21 protein-coding genes are annotated in these 25,131 nt (G+C 34.1%); 12 read left to right on the forward strand and 9 right to left on the reverse strand.

Features of this window, described 5'->3' with window-relative positions; translation table 11 throughout:
- Positions 1–131: 131 nt before the first annotated feature.
- Entirely contained in the window at positions 132–1,076 is a 945-nt protein-coding gene (locus VB798_RS01780) for a patatin-like phospholipase family protein (RefSeq protein WP_323255334.1), read from the reverse strand.
- Positions 1,077–1,242: 166 nt separating this feature from the next.
- Between VB798_RS01780 and VB798_RS01785 the strand changes: the two genes are divergently transcribed.
- Positions 1,243–2,217 carry a polyprenyl synthetase family protein gene (locus VB798_RS01785; RefSeq protein ID WP_323255336.1) on the forward strand — a complete coding sequence of 325 codons (975 nt, stop codon included), beginning with the start codon at positions 1,243–1,245 and terminating at the stop codon, positions 2,215–2,217.
- A gap of 83 nt (positions 2,218–2,300) precedes the next feature.
- Here the strand turns inward: VB798_RS01785 and VB798_RS01790 are convergent, their stop codons facing one another.
- The 5 genes from VB798_RS01790 to VB798_RS01810 form a co-directional block, all read right to left on the reverse strand.
- Positions 2,301–3,323: a PDDEXK nuclease domain-containing protein gene (locus tag VB798_RS01790; RefSeq protein ID WP_323255338.1), complete on the reverse strand. Its 1,023-nt coding sequence runs from the start codon at positions 3,321–3,323 to the stop codon at positions 2,301–2,303.
- A gap of 519 nt (positions 3,324–3,842) precedes the next feature.
- Complete coding sequence (locus tag VB798_RS01795; protein WP_323255340.1) at positions 3,843–4,481, reverse strand: NAD(P)-dependent oxidoreductase; 639 nt, start codon at positions 4,479–4,481, stop codon at positions 3,843–3,845.
- A 255-nt stretch (positions 4,482–4,736) separates the two neighbouring features.
- Positions 4,737–7,139, reverse strand: a complete 2,403-nt coding sequence (locus VB798_RS01800; protein ID WP_323255342.1) for a TonB-dependent receptor domain-containing protein — start codon at positions 7,137–7,139, stop codon at positions 4,737–4,739.
- Between the two features lie 59 nt (positions 7,140–7,198).
- Positions 7,199–8,467 carry a sensor histidine kinase gene (locus VB798_RS01805; RefSeq protein ID WP_323255344.1) on the reverse strand — a complete coding sequence of 423 codons (1,269 nt, stop codon included), beginning with the start codon at positions 8,465–8,467 and terminating at the stop codon, positions 7,199–7,201.
- Positions 8,464–9,138: a response regulator transcription factor gene (locus VB798_RS01810; RefSeq protein ID WP_323255346.1), complete on the reverse strand. Its 675-nt coding sequence runs from the start codon at positions 9,136–9,138 to the stop codon at positions 8,464–8,466. Before VB798_RS01810 ends, VB798_RS01805 begins: the two co-directional genes overlap by 4 nt.
- A 160-nt stretch (positions 9,139–9,298) precedes the next feature.
- On the opposite strand from VB798_RS01810, the gene VB798_RS01815 reads away from it, so the two are divergent.
- The 5 genes from VB798_RS01815 (at position 9,299) to miaA (ending at position 13,817) form a co-directional block, all read left to right on the forward strand.
- A complete protein-coding gene (locus VB798_RS01815) occupies positions 9,299–9,715 on the forward strand; it encodes an antitoxin Xre/MbcA/ParS toxin-binding domain-containing protein (protein WP_323255348.1) in 417 nt (138 codons plus the stop codon).
- Complete coding sequence (locus VB798_RS01820) at positions 9,715–10,161, forward strand: RES family NAD+ phosphorylase (RefSeq protein WP_323255350.1); 447 nt, start codon at positions 9,715–9,717, stop codon at positions 10,159–10,161. Before VB798_RS01815 ends, VB798_RS01820 begins: the two co-directional genes overlap by 1 nt.
- A gap of 153 nt (positions 10,162–10,314) precedes the next feature.
- Positions 10,315–11,505, forward strand: coding sequence for a trans-sulfuration enzyme family protein (locus VB798_RS01825; protein WP_323255351.1), 1,191 nt, complete (start codon positions 10,315–10,317; stop codon positions 11,503–11,505).
- Between the two features lie 112 nt (positions 11,506–11,617).
- Positions 11,618–12,706 (forward strand): complex I subunit 1/NuoH family protein, encoded by a 1,089-nt coding sequence (locus VB798_RS01830; RefSeq protein ID WP_323255353.1) that lies wholly within the window; start codon positions 11,618–11,620, stop codon positions 12,704–12,706.
- A gap of 187 nt (positions 12,707–12,893) precedes the next feature.
- A complete protein-coding gene (gene miaA / locus VB798_RS01835; protein ID WP_323255355.1) occupies positions 12,894–13,817 on the forward strand; it encodes a tRNA (adenosine(37)-N6)-dimethylallyltransferase MiaA in 924 nt (307 codons plus the stop codon).
- 197 nt (positions 13,818–14,014) lie between these two features.
- On the opposite strand, the gene VB798_RS01840 is transcribed toward miaA, so the two are convergent.
- A complete protein-coding gene (locus tag VB798_RS01840) occupies positions 14,015–14,614 on the reverse strand; it encodes a beta/alpha barrel domain-containing protein (protein ID WP_323255357.1) in 600 nt (199 codons plus the stop codon).
- 417 nt (positions 14,615–15,031) lie between these two features.
- Between VB798_RS01840 and mnmA the strand changes: the two genes are divergently transcribed.
- The 3 genes from mnmA to VB798_RS01855 all read left to right on the forward strand — a co-directional run bounded on the left by mnmA (position 15,032) and on the right by VB798_RS01855 (position 17,588).
- A complete protein-coding gene (gene mnmA, locus VB798_RS01845) occupies positions 15,032–16,168 on the forward strand; it encodes a tRNA 2-thiouridine(34) synthase MnmA (RefSeq protein ID WP_323255359.1) in 1,137 nt (378 codons plus the stop codon).
- A gap of 5 nt (positions 16,169–16,173) precedes the next feature.
- A complete protein-coding gene (locus VB798_RS01850; protein WP_323255361.1) occupies positions 16,174–16,449 on the forward strand; it encodes an ArsR/SmtB family transcription factor in 276 nt (91 codons plus the stop codon).
- 62 nt (positions 16,450–16,511) lie between these two features.
- Positions 16,512–17,588, forward strand: a complete 1,077-nt coding sequence (locus VB798_RS01855; RefSeq protein ID WP_323255363.1) for an alkene reductase — start codon at positions 16,512–16,514, stop codon at positions 17,586–17,588.
- 76 nt (positions 17,589–17,664) lie between these two features.
- Here the strand turns inward: VB798_RS01855 and VB798_RS01860 are convergent, their stop codons facing one another.
- Positions 17,665–18,150 carry a peptide deformylase gene (locus VB798_RS01860; RefSeq protein WP_323255365.1) on the reverse strand — a complete coding sequence of 162 codons (486 nt, stop codon included), beginning with the start codon at positions 18,148–18,150 and terminating at the stop codon, positions 17,665–17,667.
- A 38-nt stretch (positions 18,151–18,188) separates the two neighbouring features.
- On the opposite strand from VB798_RS01860, the gene VB798_RS01865 reads away from it, so the two are divergent.
- The 3 genes from VB798_RS01865 (at position 18,189) to VB798_RS01875 (ending at position 23,089) form a co-directional block, all read left to right on the forward strand.
- Positions 18,189–18,785 (forward strand): aminotransferase class IV, encoded by a 597-nt coding sequence (locus tag VB798_RS01865; RefSeq protein WP_323255367.1) that lies wholly within the window; start codon positions 18,189–18,191, stop codon positions 18,783–18,785.
- A gap of 385 nt (positions 18,786–19,170) precedes the next feature.
- Positions 19,171–19,974, forward strand: coding sequence for a hypothetical protein (locus VB798_RS01870; RefSeq protein WP_323255369.1), 804 nt, complete (start codon positions 19,171–19,173; stop codon positions 19,972–19,974).
- Between the two features lie 316 nt (positions 19,975–20,290).
- Positions 20,291–23,089, forward strand: coding sequence for a tetratricopeptide repeat protein (locus VB798_RS01875; RefSeq protein ID WP_323255371.1), 2,799 nt, complete (start codon positions 20,291–20,293; stop codon positions 23,087–23,089).
- A 65-nt stretch (positions 23,090–23,154) separates the two neighbouring features.
- Here the strand turns inward: VB798_RS01875 and VB798_RS01880 are convergent, their stop codons facing one another.
- The gene (locus VB798_RS01880) at positions 23,155–24,252 is read right to left on the reverse strand and encodes a DUF4172 domain-containing protein (RefSeq protein WP_323255373.1); all 1,098 of its coding nucleotides are present in this window, start codon (positions 24,250–24,252) and stop codon (positions 23,155–23,157) included.
- Positions 24,253–25,131: the final 879 nt, after the last annotated feature.

Consider the following 25,131-nt stretch of genomic DNA (forward strand, 5'->3'; position numbering starts at 1 on the left):
CAATCTTTATACACGTCACTTGCATTTAGTGAAATGACCTTTTAATCTTTATACACGACAATTACATTTAGTGAAATGCCACTTCAATCTTTATAAATACAATGAGCTTTTATATAATTCACAACTCAAAACTACTTCTTATACTCTCTCATTTCCTCCATTCCTTGTTCATAGCCTAATAGTAACATTCTTTTGATGTCGTCTCTATTGAATGCTTGAATATCAATATTCAAATGGTGTTGTGGACGAATAATTTTTAGCTTTATTCTGGATTGTCCTTTCAAAATGCCAAATTCACTTGGCGAACCATCTGCTGGTAAACATTCATTTCTAAACTCTGCCCAATCCAAATCTGCATTCAAACATTCGTTTACGGCAATGTCCATTACTCTATCTACCAAAGCCAAAAGATTTCCATAAGGGAAGTATCCACCATCAATGTTCCGAGTATGACAAGCCACACAAATGATTTCGGTAGCACCGTCTTGAATAGCTTTTTTAACAGGAGCTACATCACGCATACCGCCATCTAAAAATGCCATATTGTTTTGTCCTCCGATATTCACAACGGGCATCAAAATTGGAATGGCTGAAGATGCCATGATATAGTCTAAGAAATGATCATAAGAAGGATTGGCATACACGATATTTCCATTGATAATATCGACAGCACCAACTTTTAATTGAACAGGACTGGCATTTAGATTCCTCATCGAAATATTATTGTCCAGAATTTCTCTTAATGGTGTAGTATCTAATAAACCTTCAAAGTTTCTACGGATGGCGCTAAGTCCTAGTTCGTAAGTGCCACGTCTCAGTGACAAGCATTCTGGAGCGTAAATATTATTAACCCAAAAGTCATTCAAATCTTTCGTTGCCTGATTAAAGTCGATATAACCATCGTTTTCGATACTTTGTCTGCCAAAACTATTGATTAAATAAGAGGCATTCATACTACCTGCCGAGATACCATAGATGGCATCAGGAGAAAACCCTGTTTCAAAAACTGCTTTTACAACTCCTGCTTGATACGCACCTTTTACCGACCCACCCGCCAAAACTAAAATTTTACTCATGGTTAAATATTGTTTTATAGATACTCCGTCAACGTTTAGAATGAACAATTTTGTGAAACGAACGATTCATCAATTAACGAACTAAAAAAATAATTTCAGGTTATTAATTCAAGCAATATACATTTTTTTAGAGAAAAGCGTAATTTGCAAGCCATTTAAAAATATTATGAATTTATCTATCAAAGAAATACAAGCTCCGATCCTCACTGAAATGAATGCCTTCGAAGGAAAGTTTAAGGAGTTTATGAAAACAAAGGTGATGCTCTTGGACACGATAATGAATTATATCGTCCAAAGAAAAGGTAAACAGTTACGTCCGATGTTTGTATTTTTATCGGCTGGTATTTGTGGTACAATCACTGAAAAAACGTATCGTGGAGCCGCTTTAATCGAGTTATTGCACACTGCTTCTTTAGTGCATGACGACGTGGTGGACGATTCTAATTACCGTCGTGGCTTCTTCTCGGTAAATGCCCTTTGGAAAAACAAAATCGCTGTTTTGGTAGGAGATTATCTATTGACAAGAGGACTTTTACTCTCTGTTCAACACAATGATTTTGAAAACCTGAAAATCATTTCTACCGCTTTTCAAGAGATAACCGAAGGAGAATTATTACAGATAGAAAAGGCTCGTCGCTTAGACATTACTGAAGATGTTTACTTTGAAATTATCCGCCAAAAAACGGCTACCTTGATTGCCGCTTGCTGTGCGGCTGGTGCGAGTTCTGTGGGTGCAGATGAAGAAACGGTTGCCAAAGCACATTCTTTCGGTGAAAAAGTAGGCATTGCTTTTCAAATTAAAGACGATCTTTTTGATTATGGAGATGCCGAAATTGGAAAACCATTAGGTATTGATATTAAAGAAAAGAAAATGACACTTCCATTGATTTACGCCTTGAACCAAGCTAGTTGGAGTACCAAGCGTAACATCATCAATATCATCAAAAACGAATCGGATAATCCTAAAAAAGTAGCAGAAGTAATATCATTTGTAAAACAATCTGGCGGATTGGAGTATGCTACCAAAGTAATGAAAAACATCGTTGAAGAAGCACAAAACATTCTTTCAACTTTCCCAGATTCTATCTATAAAAAATCTTTAGCAGGACTTGTCCAATTTACAATTGAACGTACGAAGTAAACTTTATTAGGTTTGGCAAATTTTAAATTTGCCAAACCTAATAATTACAATCCCGAAGGGAGTACTACAAAACTATTTTAATTTTATAATCTCTCATCCCTTTCTTGAATCATTCGTTTTTCACGAACTATTTCAGCGATTAGTTCCTCTTCTGTAGGTAAATATGGCATATACTTGGTGGCAAATAGTTGCTTGTGTTCATTCAAAATACTATATTTTACTACTGTTTCATCTTTTTCAGTACAGAGTATTATACCAATGGTTGGGTTGTCGTTATCTTGTTTTTTAAGGTCATCAAACATACGGATATACATATCCATTTGTCCAGTATCTTGATGGCTTAGTTTGGTCGTTTTCAGGTCAAACAATACAAAACATTTTAGCAAGTAATTATAAAAAACTAGGTCAATAAAAAAATGACTTGTTTCAGTCGAGATTCTAAATTGTCGCCCTACAAATGAAAACCCTTTTCCCAATTCTAGTAGAAAAGCCTGTAAATTCTCAATCAAGGCACTTTCAATGTTTTTTTCTGATGAGGTAATTGGCTCTGGTATATTCAAAAACTCGAAAACGTAAGGGTCTTTAATAAAATCGTTTAGGTATGTTTTTTCGGTTGTTTGTTGAATTTGTTTTTGCTGTGAAGACCGTAAACGTTGGTAGTAAAATGTATTAATGTTTCGTTCTAAAGTACGAGTACTCCAATTTTGGTTGGAGCATTCTTGTAAATAATAGTTTCTTGCATCAGGGTTTTCTACACGCATGATTAAGCGATTATGGCTCCATGTTAATTTGCTACACACTGCGTAGCAAATCTCAGCATCAGGAAAAGTAAGATAAAATTGTCTGAAATTTCTAAGATTGGCATAAGAAAACCCCTTTCCTAATTCTGCTGTTAGTGCCACAGACAGATTTTTAAGTAAAGCCTCTCCATAAGTAGCCTTTTGTTCTCCTTTCTGTTCTTCTTCTACAATTCTTTTGCCCATTAACCAATAGGCTTGAACCATAGCCGTATTTACGGCTGTATATGCTTTTTGTCTGGCTGTTTGTAAAATAACCAATACATCAGTTAATAAAGGGGTACTTTGTGTGGCAGGTTTATGCTCCATTTTTGTATAAAGTATAGATTCTCTTGTGCTAATATATTTCAATTTCGTTAAAAATTACCAAAAATATAATTCCTCTTCCCAAGCTGTTTCACCCTTTCAGGGTTCTATAACAACATTTCAAACCTTGCTATAATCCTAACATCCATTCGGGATTTGGAAAAGCATCTCGAAGAGTTTTGATAACTTTTTGAAAGTTGTCAAAACTTGATTTTAGAATATTATTTGGCTTTAGATTCATTTTTGAATGAAAAGCCAAACGAATCCTATCTCGGGAGTGTTCATCTTTTTGATAGGTTGTCCTGTCTCTGAAATAGGTTTTTCTATCTTTTTGATAGGTTGTTCTATCTCTGAGATAGATTTTTCCATCTTTTTGATAGCTTGTTCTGTCTCCTAGATGGATGGTCTTATCTCTGAGATAGCTTTTTCTATCATTTTAATAAGTCGTCTTATCTTTGAGATAGATTTTATTAGGACAAATATATCTGTCCTAATAAAATCAAATAAGGGAAATATTGCTAGTTAAACCTCAAAAATAAAAGGGGCTTTTCGGATAAAAGTAATGTCTGATAATTGCTTGATGAGGAAATCTGCTAAATCTGTAGCACTGATTTTATCGCCAATACAATCTTCTAAACTGGTGTTTACTTGTCTTCTTTCCGTCGTTTGTTCAATTAAAGGAAGCCTAACCAAAGTCCAATCTATCTTACTTTTTACCAACATTTCATATTCTAGTTGTTTGTCTAAAGTAGTTTTAGGATAATTTTCTTTCATCCAATCCGTCCCAAATTTTGTCTTGGGACTTTTCTTGTCGAATGGGGTGTCAACATTTAAACCTGTTAAAAGGATATATCTGTTAATCCCTAACTGTTCCATAGCCTGCAAAACATTTCTACTGGCATCTCCAAAGATAGAACTTTCGCCTATTGGTTGTCCGATAGTACTGATAACCGCTTGGCAATCTTTTAAAAGATTAAAGACAGCTTCTGGGTTTCTGGCATCGCCTTGAACAATTTCAATTTGTGGACTTGTAATGTGAAAATTATCAGGATTCCGAAGAAGCATTTTGAATTGAAAACCTTGATTAAGTAACTGTTGAACAAGGTATTTACCTGATTTGCCTGTGCCACCAATAATGGCAAGCTTTATGATTTGATTCATGATATTCTTTATAAAATATGAAAATACAAAAACAGCTCAGTTTCTGAAGAAACTAAACAATTGGCTTTTTTGATAAAGCCAAGATTGATAAACAATATTTTATAAAGAGAGTCTAATGATTCAAAAGTAAGGAAAAGAAATGGAAAATAGGAGAGATTAGGCTAAAAGAAAATTTGCTGAAATTAAAACTCCTACTTCTCGAAATTGGAGACTTCAAGAAGTAGGAGTTTGTATCCTATTAGTGATAACACAATGCTAAAACTCTTTAGAAAACTTATTATCTAATAGTTTTTCTTTGAAAGCAGCTTTGAAAGTATAAGCTAAAGTAAGCATGACTGCCCTTGTATCAGCTTTTTGGCTACGTGAACTTGTAAATTCGTTGGTGAAATTTTTAGAACCACTTTTTAAGGTATTAAAAACATCAACTACCACTAAACCCAATCGGGTATTTCCTTTGCCGAGTTTTTGTTGAAAACCTAAATCTACATTATATAAGGCTATTAATCTACCTTGCGGAGTAGTCGCTGCTGAATTATAATTGGCTATTACTTGTAATTTTCCACCTTTACTAAGCGCAAAATTATTGATTAACTTTCCGTACCAGTTAAAAGAGCTTTGGATAGCATCACTTGATACATTACTTCCATTTAATTTTTGTTGAAATAATGAAATACTGGCGTTTAAATCATAAAAATCTGTTGGTTTAGCGGTAAAAATATTTTCTAAACCATAGCTGTCGGCAGTTCCGATGTTATTGGGTAAATTAAGTACTGAGCCATCATTTTGAGCGATGAAAAAGTTTCTAATCGTATTATTGGCATGTCTGTAAAACACATTTGATGAAAGTGAAACTTTATCCCATTCTTTATTATAACTGATTTCTACCGCATGAATAATTTCAGGCTTTAAATTCGGATTTCCACTATGCGGATTCAATGCGTCTGTTATATCCACAAAAGGATTTAACTGCCCCAAACCCGGACGGTTAATTCTTTTACCATAACTAAGCTTCCAAAATTCATCTGCATTGATAAAGTAACTGATATTAGCCGTTGGAAAAAGCTTCAAATAATTGTTTGTGAAATGCGTACTGTTATTTTGCGTTTCGCCATTGTTGTTTACTTGTTCTGCTCTGAGCCCAAATTCATACTTTACTTTAGGTTGTTCAGCCGTTCCGAAATATGAATGATAAAGCGCATAAACCGCATGAACTTGTTCGTTAAAGTTAAAAATATTGCTAGAAGCAGGATTGATAACGTAGCTATTTTCAAGTTTATCAGCCATTTCAAAATCAGTTTTAATGCTACGGAAAATCCCTTTGTAACCTGTTTCTAAGATTCCTTTTTCAGAAATAGGCAAAGTATAATCTAGTTTGGCATTTGAAATAACACCATTTTCATAATTGTGTGTTCTTTGCCAGAAAATCGCTCCGATATTATTCGCATTTTCGTCGATATTTTGTGTTGAAATATCAGTGTTTTCCTTCCCGTTTTCAATAGAAGAAGTAATACTTGCAGATAAAGATTTTTGTGGATTATCGTATTTATGATTGTAATTCAACGCAAATTCAGCCACTTTTGAACGCTTATATTCCCATGAATGGCGATTATTACCCGTATTAAAACTATTATTTTGTTTCTGAATGATACTGTTCAGTAATTCATCATTGTCTTGTCCTTCAAGGTTTCCGATGGCTTCAAAAGCGAAAGCGTTTTTTTCATTTGGTGCAAAATCTAAGTTTAATTTTAGGTTTTGCAAGCGCTCTACTCTTTCATCATTTCTATCTTGATTGATATAATATTTATCGGGTAAATTGAAATTTGTTCGATTACTGGTGATACGTTTCGTTCTACCAGCAAAGCGATTATCATAACCTAAACCAATATTCCATTTGTCAGTTTTATGGTTAATCAACAAAGCACTATTCGCTCTTTCTCTTGACCCAAATCCCCCGCCAATAGCGATGGCTCCATTCGTGCCATTTTGCGTATTTTTTTTGAGTTTGATATTGATTATCCCACTTTCAGCATTGGCATCATATTTTGCCGAAGCACTGTTAATGATTTCGATACTTTCAATACTACTTGCAGGAATTTGGTCGGTATTGGTAAGATTTGAATTTCTACCATTGATTAAAATCAAAGGTGTTTTTCCTCTTAAAGTAATAGCTCCTTCAGCATCAACCGATACGGTAGGTGTATTTTTTAAAAGGTCTGTCGCTGTTCCGCCCAATTGCGTAATATTAGCATTAGCATTGACGATAAAACCTTCGGTAGTTTTTTCAATGAGTTTTTTCTGAGAAGTTACCACTACTTCATTCAAGAGTTTATCATCTGTTGAAAGCCTAAAGTCTTTTAAAAAATAAGGACTATTTTGTTCTGATAAATTAATGTTCTGAATGGATGTTTTGTAGCCAATCAAACTTACTTTCATCAAATAGTTTCCTAGATTGATGTTTTCAAAAGAAAAATGCCCCAAAGAATCCGAACTTGTAAAGTAAACGATTTTGGTAGAATCTGGAAGTTTAGATAAAGTAATCGTCGCAAATTCTATAGGTTCTTGATTTGCGGTTAAATTCCCGACAATACTTCCTGATTTTTGAGCAAATGCAACGGAATTTAATATGCTAAAGCAAAATAATATAAGGATTTTCTTCATTGTTTTTAATATTAATTTGAAGCAAAGCTATAGTTCAAATTAGAAGAAATTTTGAGTTTTCAGAAAACTATAGAAAAAGTATGCAGATTATTTTGAAAGGTATAAGTAACATTCCACTGATTGAGTTCTGCAATGGTTTTAATAATGGCTAAACCTAAGCCATTGCCTTGAGAAGATGGATTTGCTTTTGAAAAACGAGTAAATAATTTGTCATTATTCAAAGGTTCAGGAATACCAGTATTCGCAAAAACTAAAGTATGATTACTGAGCGAAATGTGAATACTACCTTTATTGACATTGTGACGAATAGCATTTAAGAACAAATTACTCACTAAAATTTCTGTAAGGATAAGATTCGCCTTCACCATTACAGTATCATCCATCTCTAACTTGATTTTAATATTTTTGGCAATAGCTTGTTCCGTAAAGAAATCTAAAGGTTTTTTAATCAATTCTGCCAAATTAAAATGAATCGTTTCATTGTATTGAGGAGTATTGATTTTGGAAAGTAACAAAAGGTTTTTATTCAAACGATTTAACTTAGAAACGGTATCGTTCATCGAACTCAGTATCACAAATTGTTTCTGAGTAACATCCGAAAGCTGCAAAAGCGTATCAATTTTACCTTGAAAAACTGCCAAAGGCGTTTGTAATTCATGCGCAGCATTTTCAATAAATTCCTTTTGTGATTGATAAGATTGAATGTTTGCCGTGATGAGTTTCTTTAGGCTTTTATTCAATTGTTCAAATTCTTTGATATTAGATTGTTGAAAAGTAGGAGCATCATGTTTTTCGAGATTGAATCGCTCTATTTTTTGTAAAGTATCATAAAAACTTTTCCACAAATACTTAGAAGTAAATTTGGCAAACAATAAAATAACTGCCAGCAAAATGAATAAAATACATAAATAAAAACGCCCAAGCGTAGCGATTAAATCTTCTGACTCAACCAAATTAAGTTGAATCATTAGTACGGCCGCTTGATTTTGAATCTTAATTTTAGTGTATAAAATTCGATATGGTTCCCATTCCGAAACTAAAGCGTCATAATTTTTTTGCTCGATAATATGATTGAAATCTTTGCTCGCAACAGTATCAGGCAAGATTTTAATATCTCTATTAAAACGATTCCATTGTTGAATATCTTCAATTTTTAGACTTGGTAAATTGTAGGCAATAAATTCATCTTTTCTTTGAAAAATCGCTTCGTCAACATCTTCTTTATAAAGATTATCCATTGCCCAATAAACAAAAGGGTAGCTCGACAACAGAATAATTGTTGTGAAAATGCTATAAAAAAGTAAGGTTTTATGGAGTAATCCTTTCATGCTTCCCATTTATATCCTAAGCCATAAACAGATTTTATATAATCCTGACAGCCAGCTTCGTTTAATTTCTTCTTCAAATTTTTAATATGAGCATACACAAAATTGTGGTTGTCGAGCATATCAGCCATGTCGCCAGAAAGATGTTCTGCTAAAGCACTTTTAGAAAGTACTTTTTTATGATTACCGATTAAATAAAGTAATAAATCAATTTCTTTCTTGGTGAAATCAATCTTTATATCATTTACGGATACTGTTTTAGCAAAAAAATCAATTTCAATTTCGTTGAATTTAATGAGGTTATTGCCATTAAAGTTTTTTCGTCTGATCAAAGAATGTATCCTTACCAGCAATTCAGATAAATGAAAAGGTTTGGTCAGGAAATCATCTGCGCCTAAATTAAAACCTTCTAAACGAGTATCTAAAGATTCGATGGCAGAAATGATAATGATACCATCAGATTTATTTAATCTTTTCAATGTTTTCAAAACTTCAAAACCATTGCCATCGGGCAACATTAAATCAAGCAGGATACAGTCATATTCATAACTAGCAATTTTCTCTAAAGCATCTTGAACTTTGTGCGTTACTTCACAGATAATATCGTTCGATTTAAGATAGCTTTTAATGCTGTTAGAAATCTCTTTTTCGTCTTCAATGAGTAATATTTTCATGAGATAAAGGTCATATTTAATTTTGAAGAAATGTTGAATTTTATCGTTTCTGTTTTTTTACTTGTTAAATATGTTCGAATAGGAATAACAATTACAAGGATACTTCATTATATTTACTAGTGTTTATTTTAAAGTGTCAAATTATAATCCCCTTAATACTATGGAATTAGAGCAATTAGATAGTTTAGAGAATGGAGAAACTAAAGAAGCTAACTTAAATAAGGGCACTCCTAGGAATACAAGGCATAATGTAAAAAGAATAGGAAATATCTCTAATATAAATAGTTATTTATCTCCAAGATTTAAAACGAATAAAAGTAACATATCGGTTATTCCAGCTCACAAGTTGCGTGTTACTACGAACAATCGTTTATCACCAAGAAATACAATAGAACAATCGGCTTTATATGAACATGGATTGTCTGTTTTTGGTGATGCTAGGAAATTTGAAAATTGGTTGAGAAAACCTAATGGTGCTCTTGATGAAAAGATTCCCTTTAATTTATTAAACACGGTAGAGGGTATAAAAAAAGTGGATGACATTTTAGGTAGAATAGAACATGGAATTTTTTCATAATGAGAGTATTTAGGCTAACAAAATCAAAGTTCGCATCTGATTTATCTGGAGAAGGTTCAAAATTATATGGAGGTAGATGGAATCATAAAGGCATACCTTGTCTATATCTTGGTTCTTCAAGAGCAATGTGTGTTTTAGAATTTTCTGTACATGTAAAAAAAGAGGAAATTCCTGATGATTTAGTTTTCGTTGAAGTTATTCTCCCTAAATGTGAAATATTTAAACTGACAAAAGAAAACTTGCCCGAGGATTGGTTCAATCAAAGGATTTCAATGGAGATTGGTTCTAACATATTAAAAGAAAATAAATATCTTGTTTTTCAAGTACCTTCTGCAATTATTCCAGACGAATTCAACTATGTATTGAATCCACTTCATTCTGACTTTTCAAAAGTAAAGATTAAAAGTACAGTCGCTTATCATCTTGATGAAAGAATAAAACAGTAAAACTGCTTGTAGTTGAATATAACAAGCCACAGTAATGGGTGTTTTTTGGAACAACGACAGCTTTTTTGTTCTATCTTTGCGGTTCTTATCAAAATCTATTCATTTAGAGGCTGATATTTTATCTTTTTGAAATTCTTTTTACTGCGGAATACGATGAAAAAACAGACTAAAGCCATCAGAATACAAGCAGAACGTTCTCAAAACCGTGAGCATTCTGTTCCATTATATCTTACTTCAAGTTTTACTTTTGAAGATGCAGAACAAGGGCGTGCCATTTTCGCTGATGAAATGGAAGGGAATATTTATTCTCGCTACATGAATCCAAACGTGGATGAATTTGTAGATAAAATGTGTATGCTTGAAAACACAGAAGCTGGTATCGCCTTTGCTACAGGTATGGCTGCCAACTTCGCAGCGATGGCAGCATTGTTAAAATCGGGCGATCATGTTGTTGCTTCAAAGGCGCTTTTTGGTTCTTGTATCCAAATTTTAAGTAAAATTCTTCCTAAATGGGGCATTACAACTACTTTCGTTGATGGTCATGACCTTTCAGCTTGGGAAGCGGCCATTCAAGAAAATACTAAATTTTTATTCTGCGAAAGTCCTTCGAATCCGGGTTTAGATTTAATTGACCTTGAAGCGATTTGTCAGTTAAAAGCAAAACATAATTTGATTTTAGCGGTTGATAACTGTTTTGCAACACCAATTATCCAAACACCAGCCGATTGGGGTGCAGATTTAGTAATTCACTCAGCTACAAAATATATCGACGGACAAGGAAGAGTATTAGGTGGAGTAGTTTGTGGTAGAGAAGAATTGGTGAAAGAAATTCGCTTCTTTTCACGTCATACAGGTCCATCAATGTCTCCATTCAATGCTTGGGTTTTATCAAAAAGTTTAGAGACAATCCATTTACGCATGGAAAAACACTCTGAAAATGCTTTGAAATTAGCGCATGCTTTAGAGAATAATTCAGCATTAAATTTTGTAAAATATCCGTTTTTAGCTTCACATCCACAATTTGAACTAGCTAAAAAGCAAATGAAAATGGGTGGTGCAATTCTTACTTTTGATGTAAAAGGAGGTTTTGAAATGGTAAACGAGATGTCGAAACACATTACAATTGCTTCGATTTCTCCAAATTTAGGTGATACTAGAACAATTATTACGCATCCAGCTTCAACAACGCACTCAAAATTAACAGCAGAGCAAAGAGCTGAAGTGGGTATTACAGATGGTTTAGTAAGAGTAGCCGTTGGTTTAGAAGCTGTAGAAGACTTGATTGAAGACTTCGAACAAGCTTTAGAAAAAGCAACAATTGCCCTTGCTACTTTGGTAGGATAATTATCAATTGATTTGAAGATTTGGAAATTTGAAGATTTGAAAATGGACAGGATGCTGATATTTTCAAATCTTCAAATCTTCAAATCTTCAAATTCCCCAAGAGTTCTCAAAAATGTACATAGCCTTACTTATTTGTCTTAGTTTAGTATTGACCAATGTTGTAGTTGGTGTATATGCAGAACGGAAAGTATCAGCTTTCATGCAAGACCGTTTGGGTCCGATGGAAGTTGGGAAATATGGTTTGCTACAAGTTCTTGCCGATTTAATAAAATTACTTCAAAAAGAAGACATTGTGCCAGCTTTGGCTAACAAGCGTCTTTTCCTGATAGCTCCTTGTATTATTTTCGTAGCCATTTTTGCAGGATTCGCCGTATTGCCTTTAGGACCAAGCGAATATCTTCAAGGTTCACAAGCGGAAGTTGGTTTGTTTTACTTATTGGCTGTGATTTCGATAGATATTATTGGTATTTTAATGGCTGGTTGGGCTTCAAACAATAAGTATTCATTGTTTGGTGCGATGCGTTCTGTGGCACAAATTGTTTCTTATGAAGTACCTTTGGGCTTGACGGTAATTTGTGTGGCAATGATTTCTCAAAGTCTTAACCTGCAAGAAATCAGTTTGCAACAAGGAATTTATACTGAAGAAACCAATTACTTGTTTGGCTTAAAATTTTTAGACATTGATGTTTCTAAAGTAGGAGGGTTCTTAACTTGGAATATTGTTCGAGTTCCCTTTTTCTTCCCAATTTATATTATCTTTTTTATTGCTACTTTGGCTGAATGTAACAGAGCTCCTTTCGATTTACCCGAAGCAGAATCTGAATTAGTGGGAGGTTTCCACACAGAATATTCTGGTATGCGTTGGGCTTTAGTATTTTTGTCGGAATACGGAATGATGCTTTTAGTGAGTATTCTTGGAGCGATTCTTTTCTTAGGAAGTTGGAATACGCCTTTCCCAAATATTGGTTTTCTGAAATTAGCCGATTGGACTTCTGGCGAGCCCAATACTTGGTCTGGAGCAATTTGGGGATTTTTCTGGTTGATTGCAAAATCGTATGCAGGAGTATTCGTACAAATGTGGATTCGTTGGACTTTCCCTCGTTTACGTGTTGACCAATTGATGTATCTTACTTGGAAAGTACTTACACCATTTGCTATTCTTGGAATTTTTCTTTCAGCTATTTGGCGATTGTTAATGTAGCCAAATGGCTTTCGGCTATCGGTCATCAGCTTTCATTTTTAAATAATTGTGAAAATAAGTTAAGATGAGATAAGCTAAGGCTGAAGGCTAAAATAAAATCCGAAATCCGACGACCGAAATCCGATAATCGAAAACTAAAAGCTAAAACAAATCCGAAAGCCGACAACCGAAATCCGAAAGCTAAAAAATGTCTTCACTCATCGTTATTCTTGGTCCAACTGCAAGTGGGAAAACACATTTAGCAGTACAATTGGCTCATCAGATTGATGGAGAAATCATCAGTGCCGATTCCAGACAAGTATATCGTGGAATGGATATTGGTACAGGTAAAGATTTGGATGAATACACGATTGATGGCAAGAAAATTCCTTATCATTTAATTGACATTATAGACGCTGGCGAAAGCTATCACATCTATCAATTTCAACAAGATTTTCAGAAAGCCTACACAGATATTATTCAAAGAGGAAAAAAAGCAATACTTTGCGGAGGTTCAGGCATGTACTTGGATGCCGTTTTGAAAGGTTACGAGTTTACTTCAATTCCGATAGATTTAAAGTTGAGAGAGCAATTACTTGAAAAATCTACCGAAGAATTATTGAAAATTTTTGAAGAAAACCAGAGCGTTTATTCAGAAAAATCGGATACTTCTACCAAGAAAAGATTAATCAGAGCCATTGAAATCAGTCTTTTTTTGAAGAACAATCCTACATTTAAAATTACACCACAAGCTATTCCCAAAGCTACATTTTTTGGTTTAAACCCAGCTACTGAACTTCGTAGAGAAAAAATCACAAAACGATTAACTCATCGTTTAGAAAATGGAATGATAGAAGAAGTACAAACACTTTTATCGAAAGGTATTCCTGCTGAAAAACTTATTTTTTATGGACTAGAGTATAAGTTTATTACGCAATATTTAAAGGAAGAAATTTCTTGCGAAATAATGGTTGAAAAGCTGAATATAGCCATTCATCAATTCGCAAAAAGGCAGATGACTTACTTTAGGAAAATGGAAAATGATGGGCTGAAAATCAATTGGTTAGATTCAAATTTACCGTTTAATAAATTAATGGATACAATTTCTGCGGAAATTGTTGAAAATCAATAGCTTTCAATTATTTTCGGGTGTTAATCTAAATCTAATGAGTACGTTTTAACGTATGTATTTTCAGAAATAAACCTTTATTAACCTTAAAAATCTACAATTATGGCGCTAGCAATTGTATCCATCATGTTATTAGGTATGGGAGTGTACCTATCTTTCAAAGTAAGTAATCACAGAGATGATAAATTTCCAATGAAACCTTAATCATCTGTTTCCAGTACTTCCAAAATATTCATTAATTCATCGAAATCGCCAAAACCCGGTCTGATTTCATCATTTCCTTTTAGGGCAAATCCTTTTAATTGGGTTTGTTCTAAAAGGTCATTTACATTTGATTCTTTCGCTCCAAAACCTAACAAGATTGGATACTGAAACGACCAAGCATCTACTTGACTTAAAGTTGCTTCATCAATTACGCCAAATTCGTCAGAATTTTCCAATAAAAAGTACTCAACCATTCCTTTCGTAGTTTGAAACAAAGCAGGAAGATTTGCCGTCGCAAAATCTACTTTTAGAATAATTGGCAAACCAATTCTTTGAATTTCAGCCAAATTCTCCCAAGCACTTACTTGTAAATAGTCGGGTTGGTAGTTTTCAGTTAATTCAATAATTTTTGATATATCTGTTGAATCTGTTTCTCCAACCACTTGTACGCCAGCTAACCAGCCACGCATTTCTTTGAATTTTTCAAAGTCAAGTTCATCCATCGAAAAACCTAACAAATCAACCCCCATTCCAGCGCAATAACGTGCGTCAGAAAGGTTATTTAACATTGATACTTTTACAGTTGTTTTAAGCATAATTTATATGGCTATCGGATTTCGGCTATCGGATGTCAGATTTTAGTCCTAAGCTTTTATTTATTTTTTCTTTTTACCAGAGATTTATTTGTAAGTCTTTAATCTTCCTTCTTTTGTCTTTTAACTCGCAGATTTTCTGAAATAAAATTCGCTGATTTACACTGATTTTATGTTCTTCAAGTACTTCGTTTTCATTCTTGTTTCTTTTGTCTTGCGTCTTTAAGTCCTAAAGTCCTCCAATCTCAAAATTCTAAAGTCTTCAAATCCTAAAATCTTACAAAACTACCAAGCTTTCTATCCAGAACCAAAAAATCAGAAATGATGTTGAATATTATTGTAAATTTGTAACATAATTGAGTTGATTCAATACTCGCATTTTTTATTTTTAAACGTCAGGCCTTGAACCTGAGCAGTGCAATGAGCAAACACGGAAGAATTTTAGTCGCCATGAGTGGCGGTATCGACAGTTCGGTAGCAGCAGTAATGCTACACGAAGAAGGTTATGAAGTCGTTGGAATGACGATGAAAACTTGGGATTATGCCTCTTCGGGCGGAACAAAAAAAGAAACAGGTTGCTGTTCTTTAGACTCCATCAACGATGCCCGAAACGTTGCTGTTTCTTTGGGCTTTCCACATTATATTTTAGATATTAGAAATGAATTCGGTGATGCCGTAATTGATTACTTCACGGGCGAATACATCGAAGGACGCACGCCAAATCCTTGTGTAATGTGCAATACGCACATCAAATGGGATGCACTTTTGCGTAGAGCGGATAAATTAGATTGCGAATTTATTGCCACGGGGCATTATGCCAATATCCGTGAAGAAAACGGTAGGCATATTATTTCAAAAGGTGCTGATACTTGGAAAGACCAAAGCTATGTACTTTGGGGCGTTTCGCAAGAAAGTTTGGCTCGTACAAAATTGCCTTTAGGACATTTGACAAAAGCCAAAATCAGAGAAATGGCAACAGAAAGAGGTTTTATGGATTTAGTGAATAAATCTGAAAGCTATGAAATCTGTTTTGTACCTGACAACGATTACCGTGGTTTTATCAAAAGAAGAGTAGAAGGCTTGGAAGAAAGAGTAAAAGGCGGAAACTTTTTGGACACGGACGGAAAAATTCTTGGCAAACACGAAGGTTATCCATTTTATACCATCGGACAAAGAAAAGGCTTAGGCATCGCTTTGGGCTATCCAGCTTTTGTGACTGAAATCAGAAAAGAAACCAACGAAGTAGTGTTGGGGCGTGATAAAGATTTAGAAAGAGACGGCATGGTGGTTGGTCAATTGAACCTATCAAAATATGCTTCTATTGATAATCCGATTGAAACCATTACAAAAGTACGTTACAAAGATGCCGGAACACCCGCTACCATTTGGCAAGAAGGCAATAAAATAAAGGCTCATTTCCACGAAGCAGTTTCAGGTATTGCACCGGGACAAGCGGCTGTTTTCTACGATGGTGACGACGTAGTTGGCGGAGGTTGGATTATGAAATCGTTCAAACAAGATGCTACTTCTGGTATTTTCATGGCAGAAGTAAACTAAAAAACATGCAAGAGATTACTCATTTTGTTGAAAAAACCACGAATGCGATAGCTGATAGTTATCGTCTGAAAATTCTATTAACATTATCTCAAAAAGGAGAAATGTATTGTGGAGAAGTTCAACAATTGATAGGTCTTTCACAATCTACTTGTTCGCATCATGTTTCAATACTAATTGAAAGTGAATTAGTAGCATCTAAAAAAGAAGGAAAGTTTCATAAGATTTCTTTGAACAGAGAAAATTTTAAAAAACTTTCCGCTTTCTTTCAGGAACTTTCTTAAACGTTTTTAGATTGTTAACGTATCGAAAAGTTTCGATGTGTTAACAATCTAAAAATATCATTATGAGTTCTAAATTATTCTCTTCTGCCAAACTTGGCAACATTGAATTAGCCAATCATATTGTTGTAGCTCCAATGACACGCTCAAGAGCTATCGGAAATATCCCAACTCCATCAATTGCTACTTATTATGCACAACGTGCATCGGCAGGCTTAATCATTACAGAAGGTACTTCCCCTTCGCCAAATGGTTTAGGTTATGCTCGTATTCCGGGTATTTTTTCTCCAGAACAAATTGCAGGTTGGAAAAACGTAACGGATGCTGTTCATGCAAAAGGCGGAAAAATATTTATTCAATTGATGCACTGTGGACGTGTAGCTCACCCAGCGAATATGCCAGCCGGTGCTTCTATCGTTGCTCCTTCGGCAATAGCTGCCGCAGGACAAATGTGGACAGATACTGAAGGAATGCAAGCACAACCAACACCTTTGGCTTTAACTATTGAAGGAATCAAATTAACTATTGCGGAATATGTACAAGCTGCAAAAAATGCTATTGAAGCAGGTTTTGACGGTGTAGAAATCCACGGAGCAAATGGTTATTTGATTGATCAATTTATCAATACAAAATCAAATATTCGTACAGATGAGTATGGTGGTGATATTACGGGTCGTGCTAAATTTTTGTTAGAAATTGCTTCTCAAACAGTTGAAGCGATTGGAAAAGACAAAGTTGGTGTGCGTCTTTCTCCTTATGGAGTATTTAATGATGTAGGGTTTTTTGATACAATTGATACTGACTATCAATACATTGCTGAAAAATTAAATGAAATTGGCGTTGTTTATACGCATTTGGTAAACCATGAGTCAATGGGTGCGCCAGCAGTTCCTCAGACAGTAATTGATAATGTTCGTAAAGCTTTTAAAGGAACATTAATACTTTCTGGTGGATATGATGTTGCTCGTGCGGAGGCTGATTTAGCTTCTGGAGCAGCAGATTTAATTGCATTTGGTCGTTCATTTATTTCAAATCCAGATTTAGTAGAACGTTTGAAACAAGGAGCTGAATTAGCTGTTCCAAATGGAGATACTTTCTATACTCCTGGTGACGAAGGGTTTATTGATTATCCAACACTTTAGGAATTGAGAGTTTTGAGTGCGGAGTGCTGAATGTTTTACACTCCTCGCTCCGCATTCAAAACTAGTCACTCATCAGCTACATCCTATACTTAAACGCTTTATCATCAACCGCTCGCATGGTGCAAAGTACTCCATTTAGATGGTCGTACTCGTGTTGCAGAAGTTCAGCAAGGTCATCTTCCATTTGCCAAGATTGTTCTAGCCAATGTTCATTTAAATAATGTATCGTTAGCGATTTATGACGTTTTACTTTTACCAAAAGGTTGGGGAAACTCATACAATCGTCCCACATTTCAAACATTTCTTCGCTAATATTATCAAAAACAGGATTGATAAAAACCACAGGTTTATCAATATTCATGTAAATTACTCTTTTCATAATGCCCAGTTGTGGGGCGGCGATGGCTCTGCCAAAATTGTACTTTGCCCTGATTTCTTCCATCACATTATGCAAATCTGCTACCCATTCTTTTACCAAAGGCAATTCTTCTTTGTTAACAGGTTCACAAACTTCATACAAACGTGGGTCGCCGAGTAACAATAAATCATTCAGATGTTTCATATCTTTGGGTTTGATTGACGAACAGATGTTTACAAGCTATGCAATTATTAGAAACCATACAAATCAAAGACGGAAAATTTCAGCATATCGAATACCACAACCAGCGATTTAATGCTTCCAGAAAAGCTTTATTTCAAGTAGAAGAGGCTGTGAACTTGGAAGGAATCATCCAAATTCCTGCGGATTTTTGTGAAGGAATTGTGCGTTGTAGAGTACTTTACGAAAGCGAAATACAAGAAATTACTTTTGCTCCCTATACTTTTAAAAATATTACAAAACTAAAAGTAGTAGCTGTTCCCAGTATTGATTACTCGTATAAATATGCTGACAGACAAGTGTTTGGAGACTTACTTCAACAAAACCCCGAAGCCGATGAAGTAATTATGCTACAAAATGGATTGATAACAGATTGTACCATTGCCTGTTTGGCTTTTTATGACGGAAGCCAATGGTTTGTGCCGTCAACACCACTACTGAAAGGTACTCGCCGACAACAATTATTAGATAAAGGATTAGTAAAAGAAAGAATCATCCAAGCAAGCGACCTCGCTACTTTTCAGAAAGTATGTTTAATCAATACTTTTAGAGATTTGGATATTGCCGTGGCGGTGGATTGTGAGGGGATTTTGTTTTGAGTGAATGGAGTCAAACATTAATTATATCACTAAATGAAATTGGCATATATAAAGATTTAATCGTCATATCACTAAATGAAATTGACATATATAAAGATTTAAACGTCATATCACTAAATGAAATTAGCATATATAAAGATTTAAACGTCATATTACTAAATATAATTGACATATATAAAGACTTTAAAGCCATGTTGCTAAATGAAATTAGCATATATAAAGACTTAAACGTAATGTCACTAAATGTAATTGACATACATAAAGATTTAAGTGTCGTGTCATAAAATATTCTTGAGCGATGTGGCACCAAAAAGAAAGTCAATATTAAACAATTAAGAACAAGTGTTTTTTATTATTTTTAGTAATTAATTTATCTCAAATTGCTATGCCCCATCCTTCTCAATCATCACCCAAATTTTATATTATTATACTTATTGGTCTAGTTTCTATTATAGGAGCAATTTATCTTGTTTATTTTCAGCCATTAAAAAACAGTTCCCAGTGGATTATGACCATTGTTCTATTCATCTTTGGTATAGCTTGTTTAACAGAACTATGGAGGGGAAAAATAAGCTTTGAAAATAATTTTATCAAATCAACAGGAATGTTTGCCGTTTTAGTGATTTTATGTGCTTTTATATTCAATAAAATTTCCCCTCCAACAGAGGAATCTAGTTTGAAAATACAAGTAAAAGATTGGCAAGGCACCTCTGTTTTAGCCAATGAAAAGCAAGTGATAAAGGTTAGCTCTGGAAAATTCAGTAAAATCTATGGCTTAAATTCTGAGAGTGAGGTATTACTTACTTTTATGCGAGATGCCGATAGTGTAGAGATTGAAGTGTTAAATTACAATTGGCAAATAGACAAACATGGTAAAAGTGCTATTTATTCTATCCCTAAAAATGAAATCCTTAATCTAGTTTTAGCACCTGCCAAAGAAAGATGTTGCCTCTATGGAAGAGTAATTTTTGATGACAATAAAACCCACAATTTAGCCAACATTATAGTACAAGCAGAAGGAGTAAGTACTACAACTCAAGCTGATGGAAATTATTTGCTAGAACTACCGATTGAAAAACAGTTGCAACAATACATTAATATTACTGCAACTGTAGCTAATTATGAAGGAAGTTGTATTGGCAACACAGCAAACCCTTGTAAAACAATAAGCTTAGTATTGAAAAAGTAATACTCCTATGAAAAGCATCTCAATTTTTGTTTACATTTTCTTTGTATGTATTCTGCATAGTTTAGCACAAGAACAGCTAACTATAAGAACAGTACTAAATACTTCTGAAGGGAAGGCTTTAGGTGGAATAGCTGTAACCATCAACGGAATAGGAAATACTATAACGAACGGAACTGGATTTGCTACCTTTCCCAATCTTAAAAACTCTCATGGGAAAACCTCGGGTGATGCCATTAATCTTTATGTAGAAAATACTAATTATGCTTTGGTAAATCATTATGACCTTAGAAATTATATTTTACCCAAAGACAGAAGTATGCCTATTGAAATTATTTTAGCTAAAAATGAAGAAAAAGATAGATACATCAAACAACATCTAGCTTATATTGGTAAAATTTCTTTGGAGAAAGATTTTGATAAAAAAGAAGGTGAATTAACTAAACAAATTGAAAAACATAGAAATGCTTTTGAAAAATTAGCTTTTGATAGCCAAAAGGAGCGTAAAAGTCTGATGTTTAGAATAGATTCACTTTACAAACAGTTAGATTTTATACAAAAACAGCGAGTAGAAAAAACGAATATCTCTGAACAAATTGCAAGCGTTTTAGCTCAAAGTTCTCAGCCTGATTCTTTTTTGTTAAATGCCTATGCCTATTTTAGGAAGGGTAATTTTGAGCTTGCTCAAAAAGTATTGAACCCCAGCCAAATAGACCAAGAGCGATTGGATTATGAAAATGAAGAAAGATTAGCCAATGCTCATACAACTTTAGCAAAACAAAACAAAAAAAACTATATCGCTAAATGTTTATTAAAAGCCCAATTATACAACTTAATACCTCAAATAGACTCCAGTGAAATTTGGTTTGAAAAAGCCTACCAAGCAGATACCAATAATACTAATACGCTTTTTGAGTATGCTTATTTCCTCCAAAAACAAAATAGACCCAAACGCCCAGCAGAATTATACGAGCGAGCTTTGCAAATTTATGAAACCTTAGCCAAAGCAAATCCCGAGCAGTATTTGACTAATGTAGCTACAACTTTAAACAATTTGGGTGAGTATTATAGGGTTAATAACTTAAAATCTTTAGCCCAACAAAGTTATAATCGAGCCTTGCAGATACAAGAAAGCTTAGTAAAGAACAATCCCGAACAGAATTTGCCTTATATGGCAATGATTCTAAATAATTTAGGGATATTTTATAAAGACAATAACTTAACAGAGCAAGCTCAAATAGCTTACAAAAGAGCTTTGCTGATAAGAGAAGACTTAGCTAAGAAGAATCCAGTAGTTTACTTGCCTGATGTAGCGACAACCTTAAACAATTTAGGAAATTTTTATAGAGCTAATAATTTAAGAGAACAAGCTCAGCAAGCCTACCAAAGAGCATTAGAGTCTTATGAAGACTTAGTCAAGAAGAATCCATCAACTTATTTGGCTGATATGGCTATGACTTTAAACAATTTAGGGGTCTTTTACAGTGATAATAATTTAAGTGAACAAGCTCAAAAATCCTATGAAAGATCTTTAATGATTTATGAAGACTTAGCCAAGAAGAACCCAGAACAGTACTTGACTTATCTGGCGATGACTTTAAGCAACTTAGGAGTATTGTATCAGGATAATAATTTAAGTGAACAAGCCCAGCAAGCCTATCAAAGAGCTTTGAAGATTTATGAAGACTTAGCCAAGAAGAATCCACAACAGTACTTAGCGTATGTGGCTAAGACCTTAAATAATTTGGCAGTATTTTACAACGATAGTAATTTAAAAAAGCAAGCTCAAGAAGTTAATGAAAGAGCTTTGCAGATTTATGAAGATTTAGCAAAGGTTAATCCTGAACAGTACTTGTTTGATGTGGCAACAACTTTAAATAATTTAGGATTTTGTTTAAGCGACAATAATTTAAAAGAGCAAGCTCAGCAAGCCTATGAACGAGCTTTGATGATTTTTCAAAACTTATCCAAGAATAATTCAGCCCAGTACTTAACTTATGTCGCTGGCACCTTAAACAATTTAGGTTTATTTTATAAGGACAATAATTTGAAAGGGCAAGCCGAGCAAGCCTATGAGCAAGCCTTGCATATAAAGGAAGACTTAGCAAAAGAAAATCCCGATCAGTACTTGCCTGACGTAGCGATGATATTAAACAATTTAGGGATACTATATAAGGAGAATGACTTAAAAAAGCAGGCATTGAAAGTCTACGAGCAATCTTTGCAGGTTCATGAGGATTTAGTCAAAATTAATCCTAAGAAGTACTTACCTGATATGGCTGGAGTCTTAAACGATTTGGGGAATTTTTACAGCGACAATAATTTTAAAGAGAAAGCCTATGTGCGAGCCTTACAGATTTTTGAATCCTTAGCCAAAACAAATCCTAATCAGTACTTACCTAACGTGGCGATGACCTTAAATAATTTGGGGATATTCTATAAGGACAATAATCTAAAAGTGCAAGCCCAGAAAGCCTACGAGCGAGCCTTGAAAATTTATGAAAACTTCGCCAAAGCAAATCCTGAATTATACTTATCTGATGTGGCGATAACACAAATTAACTATGCGTTATTTTGGGCAAATGAAAATGAGATAGAAAAAACTATGAGCTTTATGATAAAAGGGCTAAAAAGTTATCAAACCGTGGCTGTTTTATTAAATGATGATATCTTTTGGCAAAAAGCAAAAAGTGTAAAAGATGTTTTATCAAAATATATATCCATTGATTCTCTTTATCAGCATAAATTAAGCTTCGAGCAAGCGATAATAGAATTTAATTCCCAATATCCTTTAGCCACCAAAGAAGAGAAAGCATCCGCCTTAGGTAGTGCCTCATGTTATGCTTTGTTTTGTAAAGAGTACAAATTGGCAGAGGATTTTGCTCGCAAAGGTTTAGCCGTCGCTCCTCAGAAAAATTGGATTTATACTAATTTAGCTTTGGCACTTTTATTACAAAATCGTTGGGTAGAGGCAAAAAAAATCTATCAAGAAAAGCAAAATTTAATAGGTAATAATGAAAAACCATTGAAAGAAAGCTTTTTAAATGATTTAGTAGATTTAGAAAAGGCAAATATCACTCATCCAGATTTTGATAAAGTTCGGGCTTTATTGAAGTGAAGATAATAGCTCTCATACATTGTCCGCTACGACCAATCTGAAACAAACGTCAAATTGGGGAATCCTCACTCCAAACAAACATAATAACTCGTACTCCGTCCGCCGCCTGTTTGAAACAAGATGTTTTTTTGTACTAAATCTGCTAAATCTCGGGTAGCAGTTGCCTTTGAGGTTTTGGTGATGGATTGATATTTTCTGGCATTCATACCGCCCTCAAATGTTTCATCTTGAAGCATTTTATAAATTACTTTTTGTTGTTTGGCATCTACAAGGTGTTTAATGTTGTCTAAAAATCTGGTTTTCTTTATCGTAAAATGTACGGTGTTAAAGAAATCTTTTTGTGCATCCAATACAACTTTACCAAAATAGATAAGCCAATTGTTTACCTCTTTTCCTCGTTGAGCATTTTTTAATTGCTCGTAATAACTTGCCTTATCAATTGAAATTGTGGTTGAAAGACTCAGCAAAACAGGACTTTGTAGGTGTTGCGATAAGGCTTTTTCTGCAATGATTCTTCCGACACGTCCATTCCCATCTTCAAAAGGATGAATACTTTCAAAATACAAATGTGCTAAACCTGCACGTACAATAGCGTTATTGATGGGTGTTTCTCCTTTGGGGTTGGTATCGTTAAACCATTGTATAAAACGTTTCATTTCTTTGGGAACATCCTTAGAAGGCGGTGCTTCAAAATGTACTATTTCTTTCCCAATTGCCCCCGAAATAATTTGCATGGGTTCTTCGTGGCTGCGCCATATACCTGCATTGACGCTGGTATTACCCAACATAATAGCCTGATGCCATTCAAATAGCATTGTTTCATCTAAAAGTTTTTCGAAATGTTCTCTGGAAGTAACAATGGCATGGGCTATGCCTATCGACCGTTTATCTTTAACCGATTGGATATTGGTATTATAGCCTAAATTAATTTTGATAGAAGACATCACATCCTCTCGACTGATTAATTCACCCTCAATGGCAGAGGTTTTGATGGCTTCTTTGACCAATAAAGTAAGTATTGAAGCCTCCTTTTCATCTTGGGCTAATAGCTGAACGACACCTCCATTTTGTCCTGCAAGTGAATGAAATTGTTTATCAACTTCATCGAAAAGACGAATGTCGTATTCAAACTGAGTCCAGTTATCAAATTGCCAATTATACATGATGAGCCGATTAAAATATGTATTCGGCTCAAATATAGTAAAAATATGAGCCGAATAATGGGATTAATCGGCTCACGGACAAAATAAAATATCTCAAAGGTGGGACAACCTATCAAAAAGACGGAAGAAGCTATCTCTGAGATAGGCGACCTATTAAAATGACGGAAGAAACTATCTCTAAGATAGGACAACCTATCAAAAAGATGGAAGAAGCTATCTCTGAGATAGGATAGCTTATCAAAAAGATGGAAAATCCTATCTCAGAGATAGGATTCGTTTGGTTTGTTGCTAAAATAGGAGTATCAAACAGAATAAAATTCTGAATTGAGTTGTTTGTGAGAAAGAATGGATAGAAAGAAATTGGAAAGTGTTTTAGTGAAGCTTTTCTTCACTTGATTTAGTTTGTGAAAAGGCATAAGTACTAGACTAATTACATCAGAGGTGAAAATTATTCTATTCTCCAAACCAATAATTATTATCAATGTTTTGAAGACTTGTTCAGAAGGTAAGTTTGAGGCTACATTTTATTAAAGCTATTAATATGGTAAAATAACACTTGGAATGAGCCGTAAGCATGAAACTAAATATAAAATACTAATTATACTGATAACAATATAATGTAGCTTGTTCTTAGTTTTATTTGTAATAATTAAAACAAGAACTTGTAATAAATATGAGGGAAAGAAGTACCAATAAGAATCTATAAACTGGTTACTGGCATAGCCTCCTATTAGAAAAATCATTAAAATGGTTAAATATCGAAGTAAGATAAAACAAACTATATTGAGTATTACAAACATTATATTCTTTCCCATCTCTTTGATTTTTAATACACATAAACTATTCATTTTTACGAAAAATCCTTAGTTGAACCAATTA

This window comes from Arcicella lustrica (assembly GCF_034930985.1).
GTDB classification, from domain to species: Bacteria; Bacteroidota; Bacteroidia; order Cytophagales; family Spirosomataceae; genus Arcicella; species Arcicella lustrica.

Coding starts and splice junctions, on each gene's coding strand:
- VB798_RS01780 (WP_323255334.1), bottom strand. CDS start 1,076: ATGAGTAAAATTTTAGTTTTGGCGGGTGGGTCGGTAAAAGGTGCGTAT.
- VB798_RS01785 (WP_323255336.1), top strand. CDS start 1,243: ATGAATTTATCTATCAAAGAAATACAAGCTCCGATCCTCACTGAAATG.
- VB798_RS01790 (WP_323255338.1), bottom strand. CDS start 3,323: ATGGAGCATAAACCTGCCACACAAAGTACCCCTTTATTAACTGATGTA.
- VB798_RS01795 (WP_323255340.1), bottom strand. CDS start 4,481: ATGAATCAAATCATAAAGCTTGCCATTATTGGTGGCACAGGCAAATCA.
- VB798_RS01800 (WP_323255342.1), bottom strand. CDS start 7,139: ATGAAGAAAATCCTTATATTATTTTGCTTTAGCATATTAAATTCCGTT.
- VB798_RS01805 (WP_323255344.1), bottom strand. CDS start 8,467: ATGAAAGGATTACTCCATAAAACCTTACTTTTTTATAGCATTTTCACA.
- VB798_RS01810 (WP_323255346.1), bottom strand. CDS start 9,138: ATGAAAATATTACTCATTGAAGACGAAAAAGAGATTTCTAACAGCATT.
- VB798_RS01815 (WP_323255348.1), top strand. CDS start 9,299: ATGGAATTAGAGCAATTAGATAGTTTAGAGAATGGAGAAACTAAAGAA.
- VB798_RS01820 (WP_323255350.1), top strand. CDS start 9,715: ATGAGAGTATTTAGGCTAACAAAATCAAAGTTCGCATCTGATTTATCT.
- VB798_RS01825 (WP_323255351.1), top strand. CDS start 10,315: ATGAAAAAACAGACTAAAGCCATCAGAATACAAGCAGAACGTTCTCAA.
- VB798_RS01830 (WP_323255353.1), top strand. CDS start 11,618: ATGTACATAGCCTTACTTATTTGTCTTAGTTTAGTATTGACCAATGTT.
- miaA (WP_323255355.1), top strand. CDS start 12,894: ATGTCTTCACTCATCGTTATTCTTGGTCCAACTGCAAGTGGGAAAACA.
- VB798_RS01840 (WP_323255357.1), bottom strand. CDS start 14,614: ATGCTTAAAACAACTGTAAAAGTATCAATGTTAAATAACCTTTCTGAC.
- mnmA (WP_323255359.1), top strand. CDS start 15,032: ATGAGCAAACACGGAAGAATTTTAGTCGCCATGAGTGGCGGTATCGAC.
- VB798_RS01850 (WP_323255361.1), top strand. CDS start 16,174: ATGCAAGAGATTACTCATTTTGTTGAAAAAACCACGAATGCGATAGCT.
- VB798_RS01855 (WP_323255363.1), top strand. CDS start 16,512: ATGAGTTCTAAATTATTCTCTTCTGCCAAACTTGGCAACATTGAATTA.
- VB798_RS01860 (WP_323255365.1), bottom strand. CDS start 18,150: ATGAAACATCTGAATGATTTATTGTTACTCGGCGACCCACGTTTGTAT.
- VB798_RS01865 (WP_323255367.1), top strand. CDS start 18,189: ATGCAATTATTAGAAACCATACAAATCAAAGACGGAAAATTTCAGCAT.
- VB798_RS01870 (WP_323255369.1), top strand. CDS start 19,171: ATGCCCCATCCTTCTCAATCATCACCCAAATTTTATATTATTATACTT.
- VB798_RS01875 (WP_323255371.1), top strand. CDS start 20,291: ATGCCTATTGAAATTATTTTAGCTAAAAATGAAGAAAAAGATAGATAC.
- VB798_RS01880 (WP_323255373.1), bottom strand. CDS start 24,252: ATGTATAATTGGCAATTTGATAACTGGACTCAGTTTGAATACGACATT.